Raw genomic sequence first — 18372 nt, 5'->3', positions numbered from 1 at the left:
GATATACCGGCTGGCCAGGATCGCCTCACACTGGCACAGTCACAGCTACCAGAGCGTGCCCCGCGCCAGCCGGAGTGTCCCGACGTGTATGCGGAGCCCTTCACGCCCCTGACCTTCGAGACGCTGTTAAGCGACCCGTTGATTCGCGCCGTCATGGACAGCGACGGCGTGACCCTGGAGGAAATGCGGGCCGTGCTGGTGGCCGCGGGGGAGGCAGTCGCCGCCCGCGAACGCCATCCGGAGTCCTGGTGCACCAACTGATCCGGCCACCATGGACGCATCTGCCGTCGCGCCCTATGCAGGCGCATGAGCGCGGATGTTCCTCCTGACCCCCTGATCTATCTCGTTGCCGGTGAACAAAGCGGCGATGTGCTCGGTGCCCGGCTGATGGCCGCCCTGCGCGACCTGCGGCCAGGGCTGCGCTTTGCCGGCGTCGGCGGGCCACGCATGGCCGAACAGGGCCTGGTGCCGCTGTTCCCGATGCAGGAACTGGCGGTGATGGGGCTGATCGAGGTACTGCCGCGCCTGCGCCGCCTCAGCCGCCTGCTGAAACACACCGCCGAGGACGTGCGCCGGCAGCGACCGGGCGTACTGGTAACCATCGACAGCCCCGGCTTCACCCTGCGCCTGCTGCGCCGCGTGGCCGGTGCCGGCATTCCGCGCGTGCATTACGTCGCCCCCCAGGTCTGGGCCTGGCGCGAGAAGCGGGTCCGGCATTACCCCGGCCTGTGGGAAAGGCTGCTCTGCCTGCTGCCCTTCGAGCCCGGCTTCTTCGCCGGCCACGGCCTGCCGGCCTCCTTCGTCGGCCACCCGGTGCTGCAATCGGGCACGGACCATGGCAATGCCGCCCGGTTCCGCGCCGCCCACGGGCTGGGGGCGGACGCGCCCGTGCTGGTGCTGATGCCCGGCAGCCGCCGCAGCGAAGTGCCGCGCCTGCTGCCGGTGTTCGGGCGCACGCTCGGGCTGCTGGCCGGGCGCGTGCCGGGCCTGGTGCCGGTGGTGCCGGTCGCCTCCGCCGTGGCCGAGACGGTGCATCAGGCGACAGCCAACTGGCCCGTGCAGCCGCTCGTGGTCACGGAGCTTGCCGACAAGCACGACGCCTATGCCGCGGCCTCGGTCGCCCTGACCAAATCCGGCACCTCGACGCTGGAACTGGCCCTGGCCGGCGTGCCGATGGCCGTCACCTACCGGGTGAACCCGGTCACGGCTGTGATCGCCCGGCACCTGATCCGGGTGCCGCACGTCGCCATGGTGAACCTGCTGGCCGGACGCGAAGTGGTGCCCGAATTGCTGCAGCAGGACTGCACCCCGGCCCGGCTGGCCGAAACCGTGGAAAACCTGCTGAACGACCGTGCCGCCGCCGAGGCCCAGCGCGCCGCCTTCCGCACCGTAGTACAGCATCTGGCACCACCCGTCGGCCTGCCTTCGGAAGCCGCGGCGCGGGAAGTGCTGGCCGTGCTGGATGGGCACTGAAGTAAGAAAGTAAGGCAAGGGCTCCGCCCTTGACCCGCCAAGGGCCACAAGGCCCTTGGATCCCATTCGCGCTGCGCGGCACAGAAAAACCGGGTTCCAAGGGCAAAGCCCTTGGTCGGTCCAGGGCAAAGCCCTGGTCGGGTGCGGGGTGAAACCCCGCCAATCCCGCGCCCACGCCCGAGAACATCCCCCCTCATTCCCCCGCAAGAACCGTCGGCTCGTCCCGGGCCGACGCCCCATCGGTATGCCCGGTGTGTCCGCGTGCGTCCGATGCCCCGTGAGGTCACTCAAATCAGGATTTAGCAGTTTTCTTATTTATCAATGACTTAACCAGAATAAGGCAGACTCTATTCATACGTGATAAGGATAGGTTATCGCGTCTTAGTCCGAAAGGCGCTCCCGCAAGCGATTTGGAGCAAAATCCGTGGGAGATTGGGGAGTTCACGGCGCCGTGAAGGGATCGAGCGGCGGGTGCGCCTCCCCCACCGCATGCGACGGGAGGCGACGGTGGTGTCCGCCGCCTCCCGCAGAGACGCTTCAGGTTCGCTGGAGTGAGTGAGCTTGCCTCAGCGGCCGAGTTCGCCCGCAAGTTCGGCGGCGATGGCATCGAGGCGGTCAATGGCGCCCCCGGTGAGGCTCTCCATCGGGGCGCGACAGAGCGGGGTGCGGATGATGCCCAGCCTGAACAGCAGGTATTTCAGCGCGGGAAACACGCCGAATGCCAGCAAGGTGTCGATCACCGCGTTGCAGCGGGACTGCACGGCGAGCGCCCCCGCCGTGTCACCGGCCAGCACCAGGCGCCGCAACTCACGATAGCGCTGCCCCATCACGTTATAGGTGCTGCCGATGCCGCCATTGGCGCCCGAGACCAGCCCGGCCAGCAGCATTTCGTCGAAGCCGTTCAGCAGCAGCAGCCCCGGAAAGCCCCGATGCAACTGCTCCATCTGGTACATGTCGTTCGTGGTCTGCTTGATGCCCACCACGCCCGGCAGCCCCAGCAGGTCCTGCAGCTCGGCCAGCGTGAAGCGAATCCCGCTCATCGCCGGCACGTTGTAGAGGATGAGGGGCAAGCCCTCCGCCGCATCGACGATCGCCGCGTAATAGTCGCGGATCGCCGCGCGCGAATGCTGAAAATAGATCGGTGGGATCGCCGACACGGCGTCATAGCCCAGCGCGGCGCAACTGCGCGCCAGGATCTGCGCCTCGCGGGTGGAAATGGCGCCGACATGCCCGATCAAGGCACCGCACCCCTTCCCTTCCTCGGCCGCCACGCGGAAGACACGCTGCCGTTCCTCGGTGGTCAGCAGCAGCGATTCGCCGGTCGATCCCCCGACATACAGGCCATCGAGGCCCTGGTTGAACACGGCAGCAACCAATTGCCGCAGGCAAGGCTCGGAAACCTCCCCCGCCGCGTCGTACGGCGTCATCAGTGCGGCATGCAGGCCGGCGAGCCGTGCGGGGTAGGCTGGGATTTCATTCATGGGACATGACCGGGCACCATCGCCCGTCCTCTCTTCGCAGTCCGGTGGAAGCGCGGCGGCAGGGCGGCGCCCCCCGGCGGGGCTACCCCCCTTCCCCGCGCGAGCGCGTGCGCCTGCGGCCGGCGGCGGCGGGGCGCCTGGCCTGCAGCGCGATCCTGACATAGCCGGCACTGCCCTCGATCTGCCGGGCCAGGGCCTGCCGGGCCGCGGCCGCATCGCCCGCCCGGATCAGGCGGTAGATTTCCTCGTGCTCGGCATAGCCGATCGCGAGCGGCTTCTGCGGCACCGCGCTGGCGACCCGGATCACCTCCACGATCAGGGCGTAGAGGTTCTCGTACAGGACATGCAGGATCCCGTTCGGAACCGAGTGCACCAGGCCAAGGTGAAAGGCGGCGTCGTGCACCGTGAAGCGGGGAAAGTCGTCGGCCTCGGCGGCGGCACGCATGCCGGCCAGCGCCCGTTCCACTTCCTCGCTGACCTCCCCGCCCGTGCCGGCCAGCCGGTCGACGACGTCGAGCTCGATGATCCGGCGCACATCCATGAGCTGCACGAAATATTGCGGCTGGCCCATGAACAACTGCTTCAGCGTCACCGCCAGCGAGTCGAGGAACTTGCCGACGTCGTCGCGCACCACCTCGGCCCGCTCGCCATGGCGGCGCTGCACCAGGCCGCGGGTTTCCAGGATCTGCAATGCCTCGCGCACGGTACGGGTGCTGACATCGAAGGTCGCGGCGATCTCGGCCTCCGACGGCAGGCGGTCGCCGATCCGCAGGCGGCCGGACAGGATGTCCGATTCGAGCGATTCGACCACCAGTCCGTGCAGCCGGTCGCCGCGCCGACGGCGGGTGCGCCCGTCTCCCTCCGGCAGCGATGTCGGATCGGCCGGAACGGGTGGCCTGATGGCTACCATGCCGCCGCTCCGCGATCCACCACCGGGTCCGATCCCACCATTCCCACCTTCCGCATGCCGTTCCGCTCGCGCCCCGTCCAGGCCATGCCGGCCTCCAAAGGACACAGGAGCGGACATACCAGCGGACATATTGGCGGTCATCGTGGCAAGCGTCACGAAAAGAGCCGCAGCGCCGGGCGGCGCGAGGGTTCCGCCGCCCGGCATGACAACGCGGCATGGGTGCGCGCGCTGTCGCCACTCAGTCCTCCGCGGCGGCCGGCGCCACCGGCCGTGTCTCCAGCCGCCGGCCGGCGGTCTCGCGCATGCTGAGCACGCAGCCGATGGTGACCAGCGATCCCACCAGCAGGAACAGCGAGATCGACCAGGACTTGCCGCCGCTCATCTGGATGAGCCAGGTGCCGATCAGCGGCGTCAGCCCGCCGATGATGTTGGCCAACTGGAAGCCGAGCGAGATCCCGGTGTAGCGGACGCCAGTATCAAAGGCCTCGGAGAAGAAGGCGGGCTGCACCGCGAACATCACGCCATTGCCGAAGGCATAGGCGAAGGCCACGACGCAGAGGAAGATCGGAAAGCTGCCGAGGTCGACCAGCCAGAACATCGGGAAGGCCATCACCGCGGCGACGCAGGCCCCGAACAGGAACACCGGGCGCCGGCCCAGCCGGTCGGACAGGTAGCCGGCCAGCGGCACCGTGATCATGTCCAGCGCGCTCGCGGCGAGGATCACGTACAGGACCTGGGTCGAATTGTAGCCGAGGTTGCGCGTGGCGTAGGACAGCAGGAAGCCGATCACCAGCCAGCCCAGGATGATCTCGCCGGTGCGCACGCCCATCGCCAGCAGGACGGCGCGCTTGCCGCGGCGCAGGATCTCCATGACCGGGACGCGCGGCACGGCGGCACCGCTGCTCTTCAGTTCCTTGAACAGCGGCGTCTCTTCGATGTTGTTGCGGATATAGAGGCCCACGGCCAGAGCGACGATGCTGATCAGGAAAGGTATGCGCCAGCCGCCGGCCAGCAGCATGTCGCGCGGGATGACCGCGAAGACCAGCGCGGAGGTGAACAGCCCGATGACATTGCCGAGCTGCACGAAGGTGCCATAGAAGCCGCGCTTCTCCGGGGGCGCGTATTCGATGACCATGGTCGCGGCACCGCCCCACTCGCCGCCGAGCGCGAAGCCCTGCAGCAGACGGCAGGTGATGACCAGGATGGGCGCCCAGATGCCGATGGTGTCGTAGCCCGGCACCAGGCCGATGGCGAAGGTGGACAGGCCCATGATCAGCAGGGCCACGATCAGCATCTTCTTGCGGCCCAGCCGGTCGCCGTAATGGCCGAACAGCACGGCCCCGATCGGGCGGGTCAGGAAGGGAATGGCCAGCGTGGCATAGGCGGCCATCAGCCCGGCCACCGGGGAGAGCGTTGGGAAGAAAAGGTGCGGGAACACCAGCGCCGCTGCCGTCCCGTAAATGAAGAAGTCATAAAACTCGATCGTGGTCCCGATCAGGCTCGATCCCACCACGGTCGCGAGGCTCGTGCGCTTTTCCACAGGCACGGAGTCCGTTATCGCTGCAGCCGTTTCCATCTGTCTTGTCCGACTTCGTCGTTGTGTTGGTTGGTCAGGCGCGACGGGCTACCAGGCGGTGAACCCGCCATCCACCACCACGTTGGAGCCCGTCATGTACGTGGAGGCGTCGGAGGCCAGGAACTGCACGACGCCATTGAACTCGTCGATTTCCGCCTGGCGGCCGAGCGGCACGCGCTGCAGGAAGGCCTCGATGAATTCCTTGTCGAAATTCGCCGTCTTCACGCCGCCGAAGGTCACGGTGTTCACCCGGACATTCTTCGGCGCCCAGTACGTGGCCAAATAGCGTGTCAGGTTCAGCAATCCGGCCTTCGAGGCCGCATACGGAACCGCCTTGAAGAACGGTACGCCGTCCCGCTTCTCCCGATAGGCATAGAGCGCCTGGTTGGGAGAGACCATGCCGTACATCGAACCGACATTGATGATGCTGCCACGACCTTGCCCGGCCATCCGCGAGCCGATCACCTGGCAGCATTGCATGACGCCGGTCAGGTTGACGTCGATCACCTCGTCCCAGTACTTGCGGGGATAGGTCTCGAACGGGCCGTTCTGGTCGGCCGAGCCGGATGGCTTGGAATCGATCCCGGCGTTGTTGATGAGCACGTGCGGCGTGCCCCACTCGGCCACCAGTTGCCGGGTCGCGGCTTCCAGCGCGTCCTTGTCCTGGACGCTCGCGTGGTAGACGACGATCCGCTTCCCGAGCCCCGGGAACTTCGCTTCGGTCTGCTCCGCGCTGAACGGCCGGCGGCTGTAGATCGCCACCCGCGCCCCCTGCGAGGCGAGCCATTGCGAGAACTGCGAGCCAAGCTGGCCGAGCCCTCCGGTCACCACGATTACCTTATCTTTGACCGAAAAGATGTCGGTCATCCCTCACCTCCCTGGTGATGGCCGGCATGGCAGGGCCGCAGCCCCAGGATGCCGGCAAGCCATTCGCACGGCACCCGCCTGCATCTCGAACAGTGGCACCCGCAACGAACCGTGCGCCGACATATGACATATGTCAAGAGATTCGGTGACGACATCCGATCGCGGGAAACCGGCTGACCAGGGCATCGGTTTTGCGATTTCACACGTGATGAAAACGAAGTCGTTGCTATCTTTTGGAACGCAACGAAGACGATGCCCGGATACGCCTTTTGGCGGGGCTTTGCCCCGCACCCGACCAGGAGGCTCCGCCTCCTGGACCTCCGCCAAGGGCTTCACCCTTGGAACCCAGGACTCTGTGCCGCGCAGCGAGAATGGGATCCAAGGGCCTTGTGGCCCGTTACGGGATGGCGTGCCTGCGCACGACGTGAGTCAAGGGCAAAGCCCTTGCCTTTCCTGACGCTTATGAAGCTCAGCCCGGCGGAACGGCGGCCGGCGCGACCCGCCCCTCACGGACGCCGACGACCACGAGGGCAATGACGACGCAGAGCAGGCCCGCCACGAAGAAGGCCGGGAGATAAGTGGCATAGAAGGTGCGGCTGAAGCCGGCGCCATAGGCCGCGACGGCGGCGCCGAGCTGATGGCCGGCGAACACCCAGCCGAAGACGAGGTTGGCGCGCGGGCCGAAGCGGTCCGCCGTCAGCTTCACCGTGGGGGGCACCGTCGCCACCCAGTCCAGCCCGTAGAAAACCGCGAACACCGACAATTGGCCGAAGCTGAAATCGGTGAACGGCAGGTAGATCAGCGACAGGCCGCGCAGCCCGTAGTACCAGAACAGCAGGCGGCGGCTGTCGAAACGATCGGACAACCATCCGGATCCGACGGTGCCGAGGAAATCGAAGACGCCGATCGCCGCGAGCATCCCCGCCGCGGTGACCGCGGAGAGGCCGAAATCGCCGCAGAGCGGGACGAAATGCGTCTGGATGAGGCCGTTGGTGCTGGCGCCGCAGACGAAGAAAGACGCAAACAGGACCCAGAAAGTGGTCGAGCCCGATGCCTCCCGCAACGCCAGCAGCGGCGAGGCCAGCATGGCCCGCAAGGTCGCCGGCCGGGCGACGGTGACGGGCGGCTCCGTCGCGCCATAGGGCATGAGCCCGACATCAGCCGGTGCATCGCGCATCAGCAGCAGCACCACGACGGCGGTGAGGGCCAGGATGGCGAGCACGAAAACCAGCGCTCCCCGCCAACCGACGCTTTCGGTCAGTTGCGCGAGCAGCGGCAGGAAGACCAACTGGCCGGTTGCGGTGCTCGCGGTCAGCAGCCCCATGACGAGGCCGCGCCGGTGGACGAACCACCTGGTCGCCACCGTCGCCCCCAGCACCATGGCGGTGAGGCCGGTGCCGAAGCCGACGACGACGCCCCACAGCAGCAGCAACTGCCAGAGTTGCGTCATGGCAAGCGAGCCCAGGATCCCGGCCGCGTTCAGCGCCAGGGCGAAGCCGGCGACGCGGCGGACGCCGAAGCGGTTCATGAAGGCGGCGGCGAACGGCCCCATCAGGCCGAACAGGACCAGTCGCACGGCGAAGGCCGAGGAGATGTCGGCCGTCGCCCAGCCGAATTCGCCCTGCAGCGGCCCGATCAGGATGCCGGGGGCACCGACGGCGCCCGCCGTGGCCAGCATGGTGAGGAAGGTGACGCCGGCCACGACCCAGCCGTAGTGGACGCCCTTGCGAGCCAGCAGGCCGACGAGACCGGGCTGGCGGGATAACGCAACGGGTGGAGCATTCATGATGGTGTCCTGAATATGGGTATATACCCGTTTCAGCGCAATGAAATTCAGATGGCGTCGAGGATGTCCGCCAAAGCGCGGATCCGCTCCTCCCCCAGCCGCGCTTCGACCGCCTGCTGGCAGGCCTGCCAGAGCGGCGCGGCCGCCTGCAACGTCTCGATCCCCCGCGGTGAGAGCGTGATCATTGCTTCCCGCTGATCCTTCCCGGGTCCCTGCGCCACCATCCCCAGCCGCGCCAGCACCCGCACGTTCCGCCCGACCGTGGAGCGGTCCAGGGCGGCAAGCCGTCCCAGTTCGGTGAGGCTGACGGGTTGGGTCCGCTGGATCATCCGCAACAGCGAAAACTGGGCGATGTTGATGCCCAGGGGGGTGAGCGGAGCGTCGTAGATGGCGCCGAGCCTGCGGGTGGCCATCCGCAGCGCTGTGCAATAGCAAGGGGACCTCATGAAAAGGGTATATACCCGCTTTTTGTTGCGACGTCCAGGGTTCGCAGGATCGGGCCGTTCAAGGAGGACTGCCGGAAACCTGTCCCGCGCTCATCTCGCAGCATTGAACAGACATTTCTCAAGCAACGAGGCCCTCTCGCGGGTCTGCTTGATGCACGTCAATGCCACATCGAACAAATCAATGCGAACGCAGAGCAGGTTGAGAAGAAATCGAATAATAATCATCAACCAGCTTACGGTGCCTCACCTGGTCACGATGGCCTCCCGACAGGCACCGGGCCGCAAGGAGAGCCACCGTGAGGACCGTTGCCGTCCAAACTGGCCCCTCGCCATCGCTTCGGGCACGTCTCTCGCACCTTGTCCTGGTCGCCTCGCTGCCGCTGATCCTGCTCGCGGCCGGGGTGGTCTTTGCCGATTACCGGGTCGAGCGGCAATTGGCCGCGCAGCAGGCGCAGGCAATGGCCCGCGGCATCGCGCTCGCCGTCGAGGGGGAACTGCATGCCCGCATCGCCGCGCTCCAGGTGCTGGCGTCCTCCCATGCCCTGATCACCGGCGACCTGCCGACGTTCCGCGCCCAGGCGGAGGCGTTCCTCTCGCGCGAGGACCCGGAGGGAACCATCCTGGTCCTGCGCAAGGACGGAGAGCAGGTGATGAACACCGCGGCGCCCCCCGGCACATCGCTTCCCAGGCGGCAGAACCTGGAGAATCAGCGCCGCGTCCTTGCCACGGGCAGGCCCTCGGTGTCCGACGTGTTCTTCGGCCAGACAGCGCAGCGCCTGACCGTCGCCATCGACGTTCCAGTCCGGCAGGCCGACGGGGGCGCCGGCCTGATCCTGGCCATGGCCCCCTCGCTGCATGCCTTCGACGCGGCCATCCAGCGACAGCACCCGCCCCCTGGCTGGCTGGTCTCGGTAGCAGACCGCAAGGGCGTCATCGTCGCACGCACACACCGGCCGGAGTATTTCATCGGCAAGTCGGCCAGCCCGGATTTCCTGGCGCTCCTCTTTGCCCGCGACGAGGATATCGCGGAAACGACGTCGCTCGAAGGCACGAAGCTGCTCACCACCTGGAGCCGGCCCGGCCCGTCCGGCTGGAGCGTCATCGTCGGCATTCCCCGCGCCGCGTTCTACGGGCCGCTCTGGCGGGCGCTCGGGACCATCCTCACCTTCTCCGCCCTGGCGCTGGCCGCGGCCTTTGTCCTGGCCCGCCGGGCCGCGGCCCGGATCGCCCAGCCGATCCTGGCCCTGGTGGATCCCGGGATGGTGCAAAACCTGGCCAAGGGCAGGTCTGCATCGCTTGGGCTGAGAGAGGCCGACATCACCGCGATCGCCCTCGCTGCCGCGACGGACAGCCTGCGCGATGCCGAAGCACGGCTCCAGTTCGTGATGGAGGCGGCGGAGATCGGCACATGGGACCTGGACCTGGTCGCCGGCACGCCGTCCATCCGGTCGCTGCGCCACGATCAGATGTTCGGCTATCAGGAGTTGCAACCCGCATGGAGCCAGGCCATTGCCGAGTATCACGTGCTCGAGGCAGACCGACCGGTCTTCCGCTCGGCCTTTGAACGGGCGCGGCAGACCGGCCTGCTGTCCTGCGAGGTGCGCGTGCGCTGGCCGGACGGCAACGTCCATTGGATCGCCATGCTCGGCCGCACCGACCACGACGCCGCAGGTTGGCCAGTCCGCATGGCAGGCGTCGTGACCGACGTCACAGAACGCAAGCAAAGCGAGGAGAAGCTGCGCCTTTCGGAGCTGCGCTACCGGATGCTGCACGAGAGTCTGCGGGATGCTTTCGTGCAGGTCGCCATGGACGGGCGCGTCGTCGAATTCAACGATCTCTATCGCGAGATGCTGGGCTACACGGCCGACGAGTTGCACACGATGACATACCAGGACCTGACACCGGAGCGTTGGCATTCCTTTGAAGCCCGCATCGTCCAGGATCAGATTCTGCTGCGCGGCTACTCCGACATCTACGAAAAGGAATATCGCCGCAAAGACGGGACTGTTCTTCCCGTTGAGCTACGCACCATCCTGGTGCGCGACGCCGGGGGTGAGCCGGACATGATGTGGGCCATCGTGCGCGATATCAGCGAACGCCAACGCACAGCAGCGGCGCTGCGCGACAACGAGGAGCGGTTCCGCCTGCTGGTCGAGAGCTGGGCACAGGCCGTGTGGGAAACCGAAGCGGACGGGATGGTGACTGCCGACAGCCCGAGCTGGCGTGCCTACACTGGTCAGTCCCTGGCGCAATGGCTCGGCCATGGCTGGGTGAATGCGATCCACCCCGAGGATCGCTCCTGCGCCGAACGACAATGGCGCGAGGCGGTGGCGGGGCGGCGTCATGTGGATGCGGAATTCCGCCTGCGCAGCGTCGCCAGCAATGGATGGCGCTGGACCAACATGCGTGCCGTGCCAGTTCCCGACCCGGCCGGCATCGTCCGAAAATGGGTCGGGATGAACATCGACATCCATGAACGCAAGATCGCGGAAGCGGCGCTGCGTGAGAGCGAGACGCGGCTCGCCGCCGACCTCGCCGCCATGCAGACGCTGCAGAGCGTCAGCACCGACCTGGTCGGCATGCGCGAGCCGGAAGCCCTTTACAGCCGGATCGTCGAAGCTGCCACCGTGCTCATGCGGTCGGACGCGGCCAGCATCCAGGAGCTGCACGCCGAAACCAACAGGCTGAAGCTGATGGCCTGCCGTGGTTTCCATCCAGAATCCGCCACGCACTGGGAGTGGGTGCGGGCCGACAGCGACAGCGCCTGCGGCCGCGCCCTTCGGGCCGGCAAACGCATCATCATCTCCGACCTTGAGCAGTTCGATGCCGGGTCGGATGATGCCGCGGCGTTCCGGAGCTCGGGTTTCCTGTCCGTCGTGTCCCTGCCGCTCCGCGCGCATAGTGGCCGGATCGTCGGCATGCTCTCGGCCCAATGGCGTGAATGCCGCACGCCCACGGGAGATATGCTCCGCTTTCTCGACGTGCTCGCCCGGCTCGCGGCCAACCTGATCGAACGCCTGCAGATTCTCCGGCGGTTGCGCGAGAGCGAGGCGCGCTTTCGCCAGTTCGGCGAAGCATCTTCCGATGTGCTCTGGATCCGGAATGCCAAGACCCTGCAATGGGAATACCTGAGCCCGGCCTTCGAGGCGATCTACGGTGCCGACCGCGAGACCGTGTTCGCCGACAACGGCTTGCGAAGCTGGGCCGCCCTGATCGTCGAGGAAGACCGCGAGCGTGCCGTGGCCTGCATCGCCCGCGTGTGCGAAGGCGATCATGTCACATTCGAGTACCGCATCCGCCGCCCGGACGGCGCGCTACGCTGGCTGCGCAACACCGACTTCCCGATGCGAAGTGCGAGCGGGGCGGTGGAACGGATCGGCGGCATCGGGCAGGACGTTACCGAACTGAAGCGGGTCGAGGCTGCACTCCGTGACGAGGAAGCACGGCAGCGGGCGCTCGTGGAGGGCATCCCGCAGTTCGTCTGGCGGGCCACCGACGGTGGCAGATGGACCTGGTCGAGCCCGCAATGGAGCACCTTCACCGGCCTGTCCGGGGCGGAGAGTCATGGCCATGGTTGGCTTGGCGCCGTGCATCCCGGTGATCGCGAGCCCGTCATGGCGGCCTGGGCAGAGGCGGACCGGGTGGGCGGGCTGGAGACCGAGCATCGCCTCCTGGATGCCGCACAGGGAGCCTGGCGGTGGTTCCAGACCCGGGCCAGGCCGGTGCGCAACGCCGAAGGACATATCGTCGAGTGGCTCGGCACCTCGACCGATGTCCATGACCTGCGCCGGATGCAGGAAGTGCAGAAGGTGCTGGTCGCCGAGGTACAGCATCGCACACGCAATCTGCTCGCGGTAATCGGCGGTATTGCCGACCAGACGCTCGTGACCAGTGACTCGCTCGACGATTTCGGGATGCGCTTCGAGCAACGGCTCGCCGCCCTGGGACGCGCGCAGGCGCTGCTGTCGCGGGAGGGCTCGTCCGGCATTCTGGTGGAGGAGTTGGTACGCCTTGAGCTTGCTGCCCACGGTGCCGATGCCGGATCGCAGGCACGGGTCGGCGGACCACCGGTGGTGCTGCCCGGCCACACCGTGCAACTGCTCGCACTGGCCCTGCACGAACTGGCCACGAATGCCATCAAGCACGGCGCGCTCGGCCATGAGGGCGGACGGCTGGACGTGGCCTGGACAGTGCAGGCGGACCCCGATGCCGAGGGTCGATGCCGCCTGCACCTTGATTGGCGGGAAAGCGGGCTGGTGCTCGCCGCTCCGTCCGGCGCCATACGTCGTGGCTTCGGGCGGGAACTGCTGGAGGTCAGCCTGCCCTACGACCTGGACGCCGAAACCCTCCTGGAATTCTGCAGCGACGGCGTGCGCTGCAGAATTGAGTTGCCGCTGGACCAGACAGCGGAATGAGGCTTGCCCCGGAGCATTCCCGACGCGACTCAGCGTTCGTCGCAGCCGCGCATTTCGATGCGGCAGCCGCGATTGCCGTAGTCGCGGCAATTCTCCACCGCGGCGATGTCGGCACGACGCTGGTGATCGCGGATCGCATAGCCATAGCCGCCATCAGGGGAGATGGCGACCGAGGCGCAGGCGTTGGAAAAGCGCGCGACGATCCGGCACTGATACCCGCAATCCTCCAGCGCACGGGCCGCGGCGGCGCGGGGATGTTCGTCGTAGGAGAAACCGACACGGCCATTGCCGCCATACGCGATCGCGCCGTCGGCACGAGCCTCCCCCGGCCCGGCGGCGGTCGCGAGCAACACGAAGGAAACGGCCGCAAGGCGGAACAACATGAGAGGAAAACCTTCAATAGATCTTCGCGTCTCAGTGTTATAACGCCTTTCAAAACGCCATTCAAACCAATCTCAATCGCTTGCTAATCTGCATTATATTCGAGCGTTCATCATTTTTCATTTATCCATTTCATCATTATCATAATTTTTGCCGATTATAATGATACGGAACCAATCATGGGCGAAAGCAGATGCCCCTCTAAAGCACGGCTTGCCTCGCCGCCGGCGGCGTCTCCGGGAAATCGTTCTCCCAGCCGCCGCCGAGCGCCTTGTAGATCTGCACCAGGTTGGTCGAGACCGAGGTGGTGCTGTCGGTGAGCTGCTGCTCGGCGGCGAGCAGGTTGCGCTGGACGTCCAGCACCTGCAGGAAATCAGCAACGCCCTGGGCATAGCGGTCACGCGCCAGCGCCAGCGCCCGCCGGTTCTGCGCCACCGCCCGTTCCAGCTCGGCGCGGCGGCGCTGCTCGGCCGCGTAGGCGCTCAGCGCGTTATCCACCTCGTGCAGCGCATTCAGCACGGTGCGCTGATACAGCACCGCCGCTTCCTGCTGCTGCGCCTGGCGCAGTTCCAGCGTGCGGCGCAGGCGACCGCCCTCGAACACCGGCAGCGTCACCGATGGCCCGAGCGCATAGGTGCCGGCATGGCCCCAATCGGCCAGGTCACGGAACTGCACGCCCTGGACCGCGGCGCTGGCCGAGAGGGTGAGACGCGGATAGAAATCGGCCACCGCCACGCCGACCTCCGCGGTGGCGGCATGCAGTTGCGCCTCGGCACGGCGGATATCGGGGCGACGGCGCGCCAGTTCCGACGGCAGCCCCACCGGCACCCGCGGCGGCACCGGCGGGATCGCCCTGGGCGGGACCAGCTCCCCGGCCAGCGCCGCCGGCGCCTCGCCGAGCAGGAAGCCGATCGCATTGATCAACTGGGCCTGTTGCGCCTCCAGCGGCGGGATCTGGGACGCGGTGCTGGACACCTGCGCCGCGGCATTGGCCACGTCGAGATCGGTGGTGAGTCCCCCGACGGCGCGCTGGCGGGTCAGTACCAGGCTCTGCTGCGCGATGCCCAGGTTCTGCCGGGTGATCTCGATGCGCCGCTGCACGCCGCGCAACTGGACATAGGCGCGGGCGAGCTCGGCCGTGGCGGTGACCAGCGTATCGCGGCGCGCATCCTGGGCAGCGGTGAGCGAGGCATCGGCGGATTCGACGCTGCGGCGCACCCGGCCCCAGAAATCGATTTCCCAGGACGCGTCGAAGCCGTACTGGAACAGGTCGAAGGGGGCGAACAGCCCCGGATTTTGCACGCTGGCGCCGGCGCCGGGCAGCCCGTTCGCCTGGCTCGCCGCATTCGCGCCGGGGGACAGTGACAGCACCCCCTTCTGGCTGAGCTGCTCGCGGGTATAGCTGGCATTGCCGTTCACCGACGGCAGCCCCGCGGCCTGGGCGACGCCCACCGCGGCGCGAGCCTGCATCAGCCGGATGCCGGCGACCCGGACATCGAGATTGGCATCGCCAAGCCGCTGCTCCAGCCGGGTCAGGTCGGGATCGCCGAAGATCCGCCACCAGTGCGGATCGACCGGCTCGGCCACCGCCTCGCTGGCATCGCCGGCGGCCGGAGACGGATCGGAGAACCAGGCGGCGGGGTTCCACCACGGTATCGGACGCTCGAAATCGGGTCCCACGGCACAGGCGGACAACAACAGCAGCGTCGCGATCGCGGCATGGCGCGCGACGGGCCGGGTCATGGGCAAGGCGGGCAACTCCCCCTCAACCGCCAGGAGAGATTCCTGGCCGCATCGGCAGCAACCCCCGGCACCGCCCCCGGGTTCGCCCGCGCCTTATTCCCGGCGGACGCCCCAGAACAGCGGGAACGGCGCCTCGACCACATCCACCAGATCCGACCGCAGCGCCGTCGGCTTGAACCACTGGCCGAGCGGGAGGTAGGGCACTTCCTCCCAGACCTGCATCTGGATCCGCTCGCAGATCTCCAGCCGTGCCATCTGGTGCGGGGCGTCGAACCAGGCATCGCGCAGGGCCTCGATGCGTGGGCTGGTGGGCCAGCCGAACCAGCCATGCCGCCCGGTGCCGCGCAACGGCGCGTGATTGGCCGGGGTGGCGACCGACACCCCGTCATGGGTGGTGCAGAACGCGCTCCAGCCGCCATGGGACGGCGGCTCGCGGCTGGTGCGCCGGGCCACCAGGGCGGCCCAGTCCATGTCGACCTGCTGCACGGTCAGGCCGAGGCGGCGGAACAACGCCGCGGCGGTCTGGCACAGGGCCTGGGTCGCCGGGTAATCGGTCGGCGCGAGCAGCACGACCGGCTCACCCCGATAGCCGCTCTCGGCCACCAGCCGACGGGCAAGCCCCAGGTCGCGCGGGCCGGTCAGTTCCTCAAGCCCGGCTTCATTGGCCATCGGCTGGCCGGGCGTGAACACCCCACAGGGGATGTTGAACAGGTCGGGCTCGCTGCCCAACGCCGCCTGCATGAACTCCGCCTGATCCAGCGCGGGCAGCAGGGCCTGCAGCAACTTCGGATTGTCGAACGGCGGATGCAGGTGGTTGAAAGCCAGCATCGCCTGCACGCCGATGGTGTCGTCCACCTGCAGCCGCACCCCTTCGGCACCACGCAGCACCGGCAGCAGGTCGACCATCGGGCTTTCCCACCAGTCCACCTCGCCCTGCACCAGCGCCGCCGAGGCGATCGCCGGGTCGGGCATCATCAGCCAGACGACCCGGTCGAACTGCGCGACCTTGGCGCCGCTGGTGAAGTTCGGCGCGGTGACGACCGGCACATAGCGGTCCCAGCGCGCATACACCGCCTTGCCGCCGGGCACCCACTCCTCGGGCACGAACCGGTAAGGGCCGCTGCCGATGACCTCGGGGATCTGGCTGAACGGGTCGGTGCGGGCGAGTCGCTCCGGCATGATGAAGCAGGCATCGGTGCCGAGCGCCTCCAGCATCAGCGGAAAGGGCCGCTTCAGCCGGATCTCGAAACGCCGGTCGTCCAGGGCGCGAATCTCGCCGAGCCGGGCCAGCAATGCCTCGCCATAGCCCCGCCGCTTCGCCCAGCGCAGGATCGAGGGCACGCAATCCTGCGCGCGCACCTTCTCCCCGTCATGGAACAGCAGGTTCTCGCGCAGGGTGAAGCGCCAGACCAGGCGGTCGGTCGAGACCTCGTGACCGGCGACCATCTGCGGGCTGGCCCGGCCGCGCATGTCCTGGCCGTACAGCGTGTCCCACACCATGTAGCCATGGGTGCGGGCCACCGTGGTCGGGGTGCAGACCGGGTCCAGCCCCTGAAGGTTCCCCTGCGGCACGAAACGCAGCTCGCGGCCGCGGTCCTGGGCGCGCGCATGGCGGCCGAATGCTCCCGCGGCGGATACGATGCCGCCCGCGAGAAAACTCCTGCGCTGCATTCCCGGACCGTCCCTCTCCGTGCTGATCCGGCCGGACCCTACACCCCTTCCGTGCCGCCGCCGAGTGGGGTGCAATACGGCGCCAGGGAACGGCGGGGGCGACTCCGCGCTTGCCGCAACCAGATGCAACATCCGGAGACGAGACTGAATGAGCACGACCGAAAAGGTCCTCGCGCGCATCGATGCCGACGCCGCGGATTCGCTGGCACGCTGGATGGACTGGCTGCGCATCCCCAGCGTCAGCGCCCAGCCGGCCCATGCGGCGGACTGCCGGCGCGCCGCCGAATTCGTCGCCGGCCAGCTCGCCGAGATCGGCTTCACCGCGGAGGTGCGTGACACCGCCGGTCATCCCTGCGTGCTCGCGCACCATCCCGGCCCCGGCGGCGACGCACCGCATCTGCTGTACTACGGGCATTACGACGTGCAGCCGGCCGAACCCGTCGAACTGTGGACCCACCCGCCCTTCGAGCCGACCGTGGTCGAGGGCCCGCACGGCCCGCGCGTGGTGGCCCGCGGCGCGGTCGACGACAAGGGACAGGTGGCGATGTGGCTGGCCGCCTTCCGCGCCTGGCACGCCGAGACCGGCACCCTGCCCTGCCGCGTCACCGCCCTGATCGAAGGCGAGGAGGAAATCAGCAGCCTCAACTTCAAGCCCTTCGTGGTGGCGCACCGCGAGGAGCTGAAGGCCGACATCGCGGTGATCTCCGATACCGGCATGTGGGACATCGACACCCCGGCTTTGTCCACCAGCCTGCGCGGCATCGTCTACATGCAGGTCGACCTGAAGGCGGCCAACCGCGACCTGCATTCCGGCATCTATGGCGGCTCGGCGCTCAACCCGATCAACGCGCTGGCCACCGCGCTGGGCCGGCTGAAGGACGGGAACGGCCGGGTGCAGCTTCCGGGCTTCTATGACGGCGTGCGCGACCTCTCGCCCGAGCAGGCCGCGTCCTGGACGGCCCTCGGCTTCGACGAGAAACGCGTGCTGGCCGGGCTCGGGCTGTCGGAACCCTATGGGGAGACCGACCGCACGGCGCTGGAACGCGTGTGGTCGCGGCCGACCTGCGACATCAACGGCATCTGGGGCGGCTACCAGGGACCGGGCAGCAAGACCGTGATCGCGTCCGAAGCCGGCGCCAAGGTCAGCTTCCGGCTGGTGCCCGGACAGGACCCCGAGCGCGTCGCCGAAAGCTTCAAGGCGTTCATGCGCGCGAACGTTCCGGCCGACGCGCAGTTGTCGTTCCAGACCTTCGGGTGCGGCGCCGGCATCGAGATCCCGACCGACAACCGCTTCGTCACCGCGGCGGCGGCGGCGCTGCAGGAGGAATATGGCAAGCCGGCCGTCATGATCGGCTGCGGCGGGTCGATCCCGGTGGTCGAGACATTGCAGCAGGAACTGGGACTCGCCACCGTGCTCATGGGGTTCGGCCTGGAAGACGACCAGGTGCACAGCCCCAACGAGAAGTTCGAGGTGAAGTGCTTCCACAAGGGGACCCGTAGCCATGCCCGGCTGCTGGGCAAGCTCGCGGGGCGGTGACGCGTACGGGGCGTTGCCCCGTGCCCCACCAGAGGCTCCGCCTCTGGACTCCGGCAGGGGCCATCGGCCCCTGCACCCAATGAATG

The 18372-nt window shown here is 67.8% G+C and carries 13 protein-coding genes; 4 read left to right on the top strand and 9 right to left on the bottom strand.

Annotation, left to right across the window (positions count from 1 at the left end):
* The first annotated feature begins 84 nt into the window (after positions 1 to 84).
* Positions 85 to 261, top strand: a complete 177-nt coding sequence (locus NBY65_RS24820; RefSeq protein WP_162530542.1) for a hypothetical protein — start codon at positions 85 to 87, stop codon at positions 259 to 261.
* A 45-nt stretch (positions 262 to 306) separates the two neighbouring features.
* Positions 307 to 1473 (top strand): lipid-A-disaccharide synthase, encoded by a 1167-nt coding sequence (gene lpxB, locus NBY65_RS24815; protein WP_150040840.1) that lies wholly within the window; start codon positions 307 to 309, stop codon positions 1471 to 1473.
* 566 nt (positions 1474 to 2039) lie between these two features.
* Here lpxB and NBY65_RS24810 read toward each other — a convergent pair.
* From NBY65_RS24810 to NBY65_RS24785, 6 genes are all read right to left on the bottom strand, one after another.
* A complete protein-coding gene (locus tag NBY65_RS24810; protein WP_162530543.1) occupies positions 2040 to 2954 on the bottom strand; it encodes an N-acetylneuraminate lyase in 915 nt (304 codons plus the stop codon).
* 82 nt (positions 2955 to 3036) lie between these two features.
* Positions 3037 to 3864 (bottom strand): FadR/GntR family transcriptional regulator, encoded by an 828-nt coding sequence (locus NBY65_RS24805; protein WP_162530544.1) that lies wholly within the window; start codon positions 3862 to 3864, stop codon positions 3037 to 3039.
* 238 nt (positions 3865 to 4102) lie between these two features.
* Positions 4103 to 5404: an MFS transporter gene (locus NBY65_RS24800; RefSeq protein WP_203330479.1), complete on the bottom strand. Its 1302-nt coding sequence runs from the start codon at positions 5402 to 5404 to the stop codon at positions 4103 to 4105.
* A gap of 84 nt (positions 5405 to 5488) precedes the next feature.
* Positions 5489 to 6307: an SDR family oxidoreductase gene (locus NBY65_RS24795; protein WP_150040844.1), complete on the bottom strand. Its 819-nt coding sequence runs from the start codon at positions 6305 to 6307 to the stop codon at positions 5489 to 5491.
* A 469-nt stretch (positions 6308 to 6776) separates the two neighbouring features.
* Complete coding sequence (locus tag NBY65_RS24790) at positions 6777 to 8093, bottom strand: MFS transporter (protein ID WP_150040845.1); 1317 nt, start codon at positions 8091 to 8093, stop codon at positions 6777 to 6779.
* Positions 8094 to 8140: 47 nt separating this feature from the next.
* Positions 8141 to 8506, bottom strand: coding sequence for a MarR family winged helix-turn-helix transcriptional regulator (locus tag NBY65_RS24785; RefSeq protein WP_203330480.1), 366 nt, complete (start codon positions 8504 to 8506; stop codon positions 8141 to 8143).
* A 329-nt stretch (positions 8507 to 8835) separates the two neighbouring features.
* On the opposite strand from NBY65_RS24785, the gene NBY65_RS24780 reads away from it, so the two are divergent.
* Positions 8836 to 12954 carry a PAS domain S-box protein gene (locus NBY65_RS24780; protein WP_250265740.1) on the top strand — a complete coding sequence of 1373 codons (4119 nt, stop codon included), beginning with the start codon at positions 8836 to 8838 and terminating at the stop codon, positions 12952 to 12954.
* A gap of 29 nt (positions 12955 to 12983) precedes the next feature.
* On the opposite strand, the gene NBY65_RS24775 is transcribed toward NBY65_RS24780, so the two are convergent.
* The 3 genes from NBY65_RS24775 to NBY65_RS24765 form a co-directional block, all read right to left on the bottom strand.
* Positions 12984 to 13337 carry a DUF4189 domain-containing protein gene (locus NBY65_RS24775; RefSeq protein ID WP_150040848.1) on the bottom strand — a complete coding sequence of 118 codons (354 nt, stop codon included), beginning with the start codon at positions 13335 to 13337 and terminating at the stop codon, positions 12984 to 12986.
* A 199-nt stretch (positions 13338 to 13536) separates the two neighbouring features.
* Positions 13537 to 15078 carry an efflux transporter outer membrane subunit gene (locus NBY65_RS24770; protein ID WP_150040849.1) on the bottom strand — a complete coding sequence of 514 codons (1542 nt, stop codon included), beginning with the start codon at positions 15076 to 15078 and terminating at the stop codon, positions 13537 to 13539.
* A 93-nt stretch (positions 15079 to 15171) separates the two neighbouring features.
* Complete coding sequence (locus NBY65_RS24765; protein ID WP_150040850.1) at positions 15172 to 16749, bottom strand: ABC transporter substrate-binding protein; 1578 nt, start codon at positions 16747 to 16749, stop codon at positions 15172 to 15174.
* A 148-nt stretch (positions 16750 to 16897) separates the two neighbouring features.
* On the opposite strand from NBY65_RS24765, the gene NBY65_RS24760 reads away from it, so the two are divergent.
* Positions 16898 to 18286, top strand: a complete 1389-nt coding sequence (locus tag NBY65_RS24760) for a dipeptidase (RefSeq protein ID WP_150040851.1) — start codon at positions 16898 to 16900, stop codon at positions 18284 to 18286.
* Positions 18287 to 18372: the final 86 nt, after the last annotated feature.

The sequence above is a fragment of the Rhodovastum atsumiense genome (genome assembly GCF_937425535.1).
In the GTDB taxonomy this organism is placed as follows: Bacteria; Pseudomonadota; Alphaproteobacteria; order Acetobacterales; family Acetobacteraceae; genus Rhodovastum; species Rhodovastum atsumiense.
Note: the sequence above shows the minus strand (reverse complement) of the source record. Positions and strands in the feature narration are given on the sequence as shown.

Coding starts and splice junctions, on each gene's coding strand:
- NBY65_RS24770 (WP_150040849.1), bottom strand. CDS start 15,078: ATGACCCGGCCCGTCGCGCGCCATGCCGCGATCGCGACGCTGCTGTTG.
- NBY65_RS24785 (WP_203330480.1), bottom strand. CDS start 8,506: ATGGCCACCCGCAGGCTCGGCGCCATCTACGACGCTCCGCTCACCCCC.
- NBY65_RS24810 (WP_162530543.1), bottom strand. CDS start 2,954: ATGAATGAAATCCCAGCCTACCCCGCACGGCTCGCCGGCCTGCATGCC.
- NBY65_RS24790 (WP_150040845.1), bottom strand. CDS start 8,093: ATGAATGCTCCACCCGTTGCGTTATCCCGCCAGCCCGGTCTCGTCGGC.
- NBY65_RS24795 (WP_150040844.1), bottom strand. CDS start 6,307: ATGACCGACATCTTTTCGGTCAAAGATAAGGTAATCGTGGTGACCGGA.
- NBY65_RS24775 (WP_150040848.1), bottom strand. CDS start 13,337: ATGTTGTTCCGCCTTGCGGCCGTTTCCTTCGTGTTGCTCGCGACCGCC.
- lpxB (WP_150040840.1), top strand. CDS start 307: ATGAGCGCGGATGTTCCTCCTGACCCCCTGATCTATCTCGTTGCCGGT.
- NBY65_RS24805 (WP_162530544.1), bottom strand. CDS start 3,864: ATGGTAGCCATCAGGCCACCCGTTCCGGCCGATCCGACATCGCTGCCG.
- NBY65_RS24765 (WP_150040850.1), bottom strand. CDS start 16,749: ATGCAGCGCAGGAGTTTTCTCGCGGGCGGCATCGTATCCGCCGCGGGA.
- NBY65_RS24760 (WP_150040851.1), top strand. CDS start 16,898: ATGAGCACGACCGAAAAGGTCCTCGCGCGCATCGATGCCGACGCCGCG.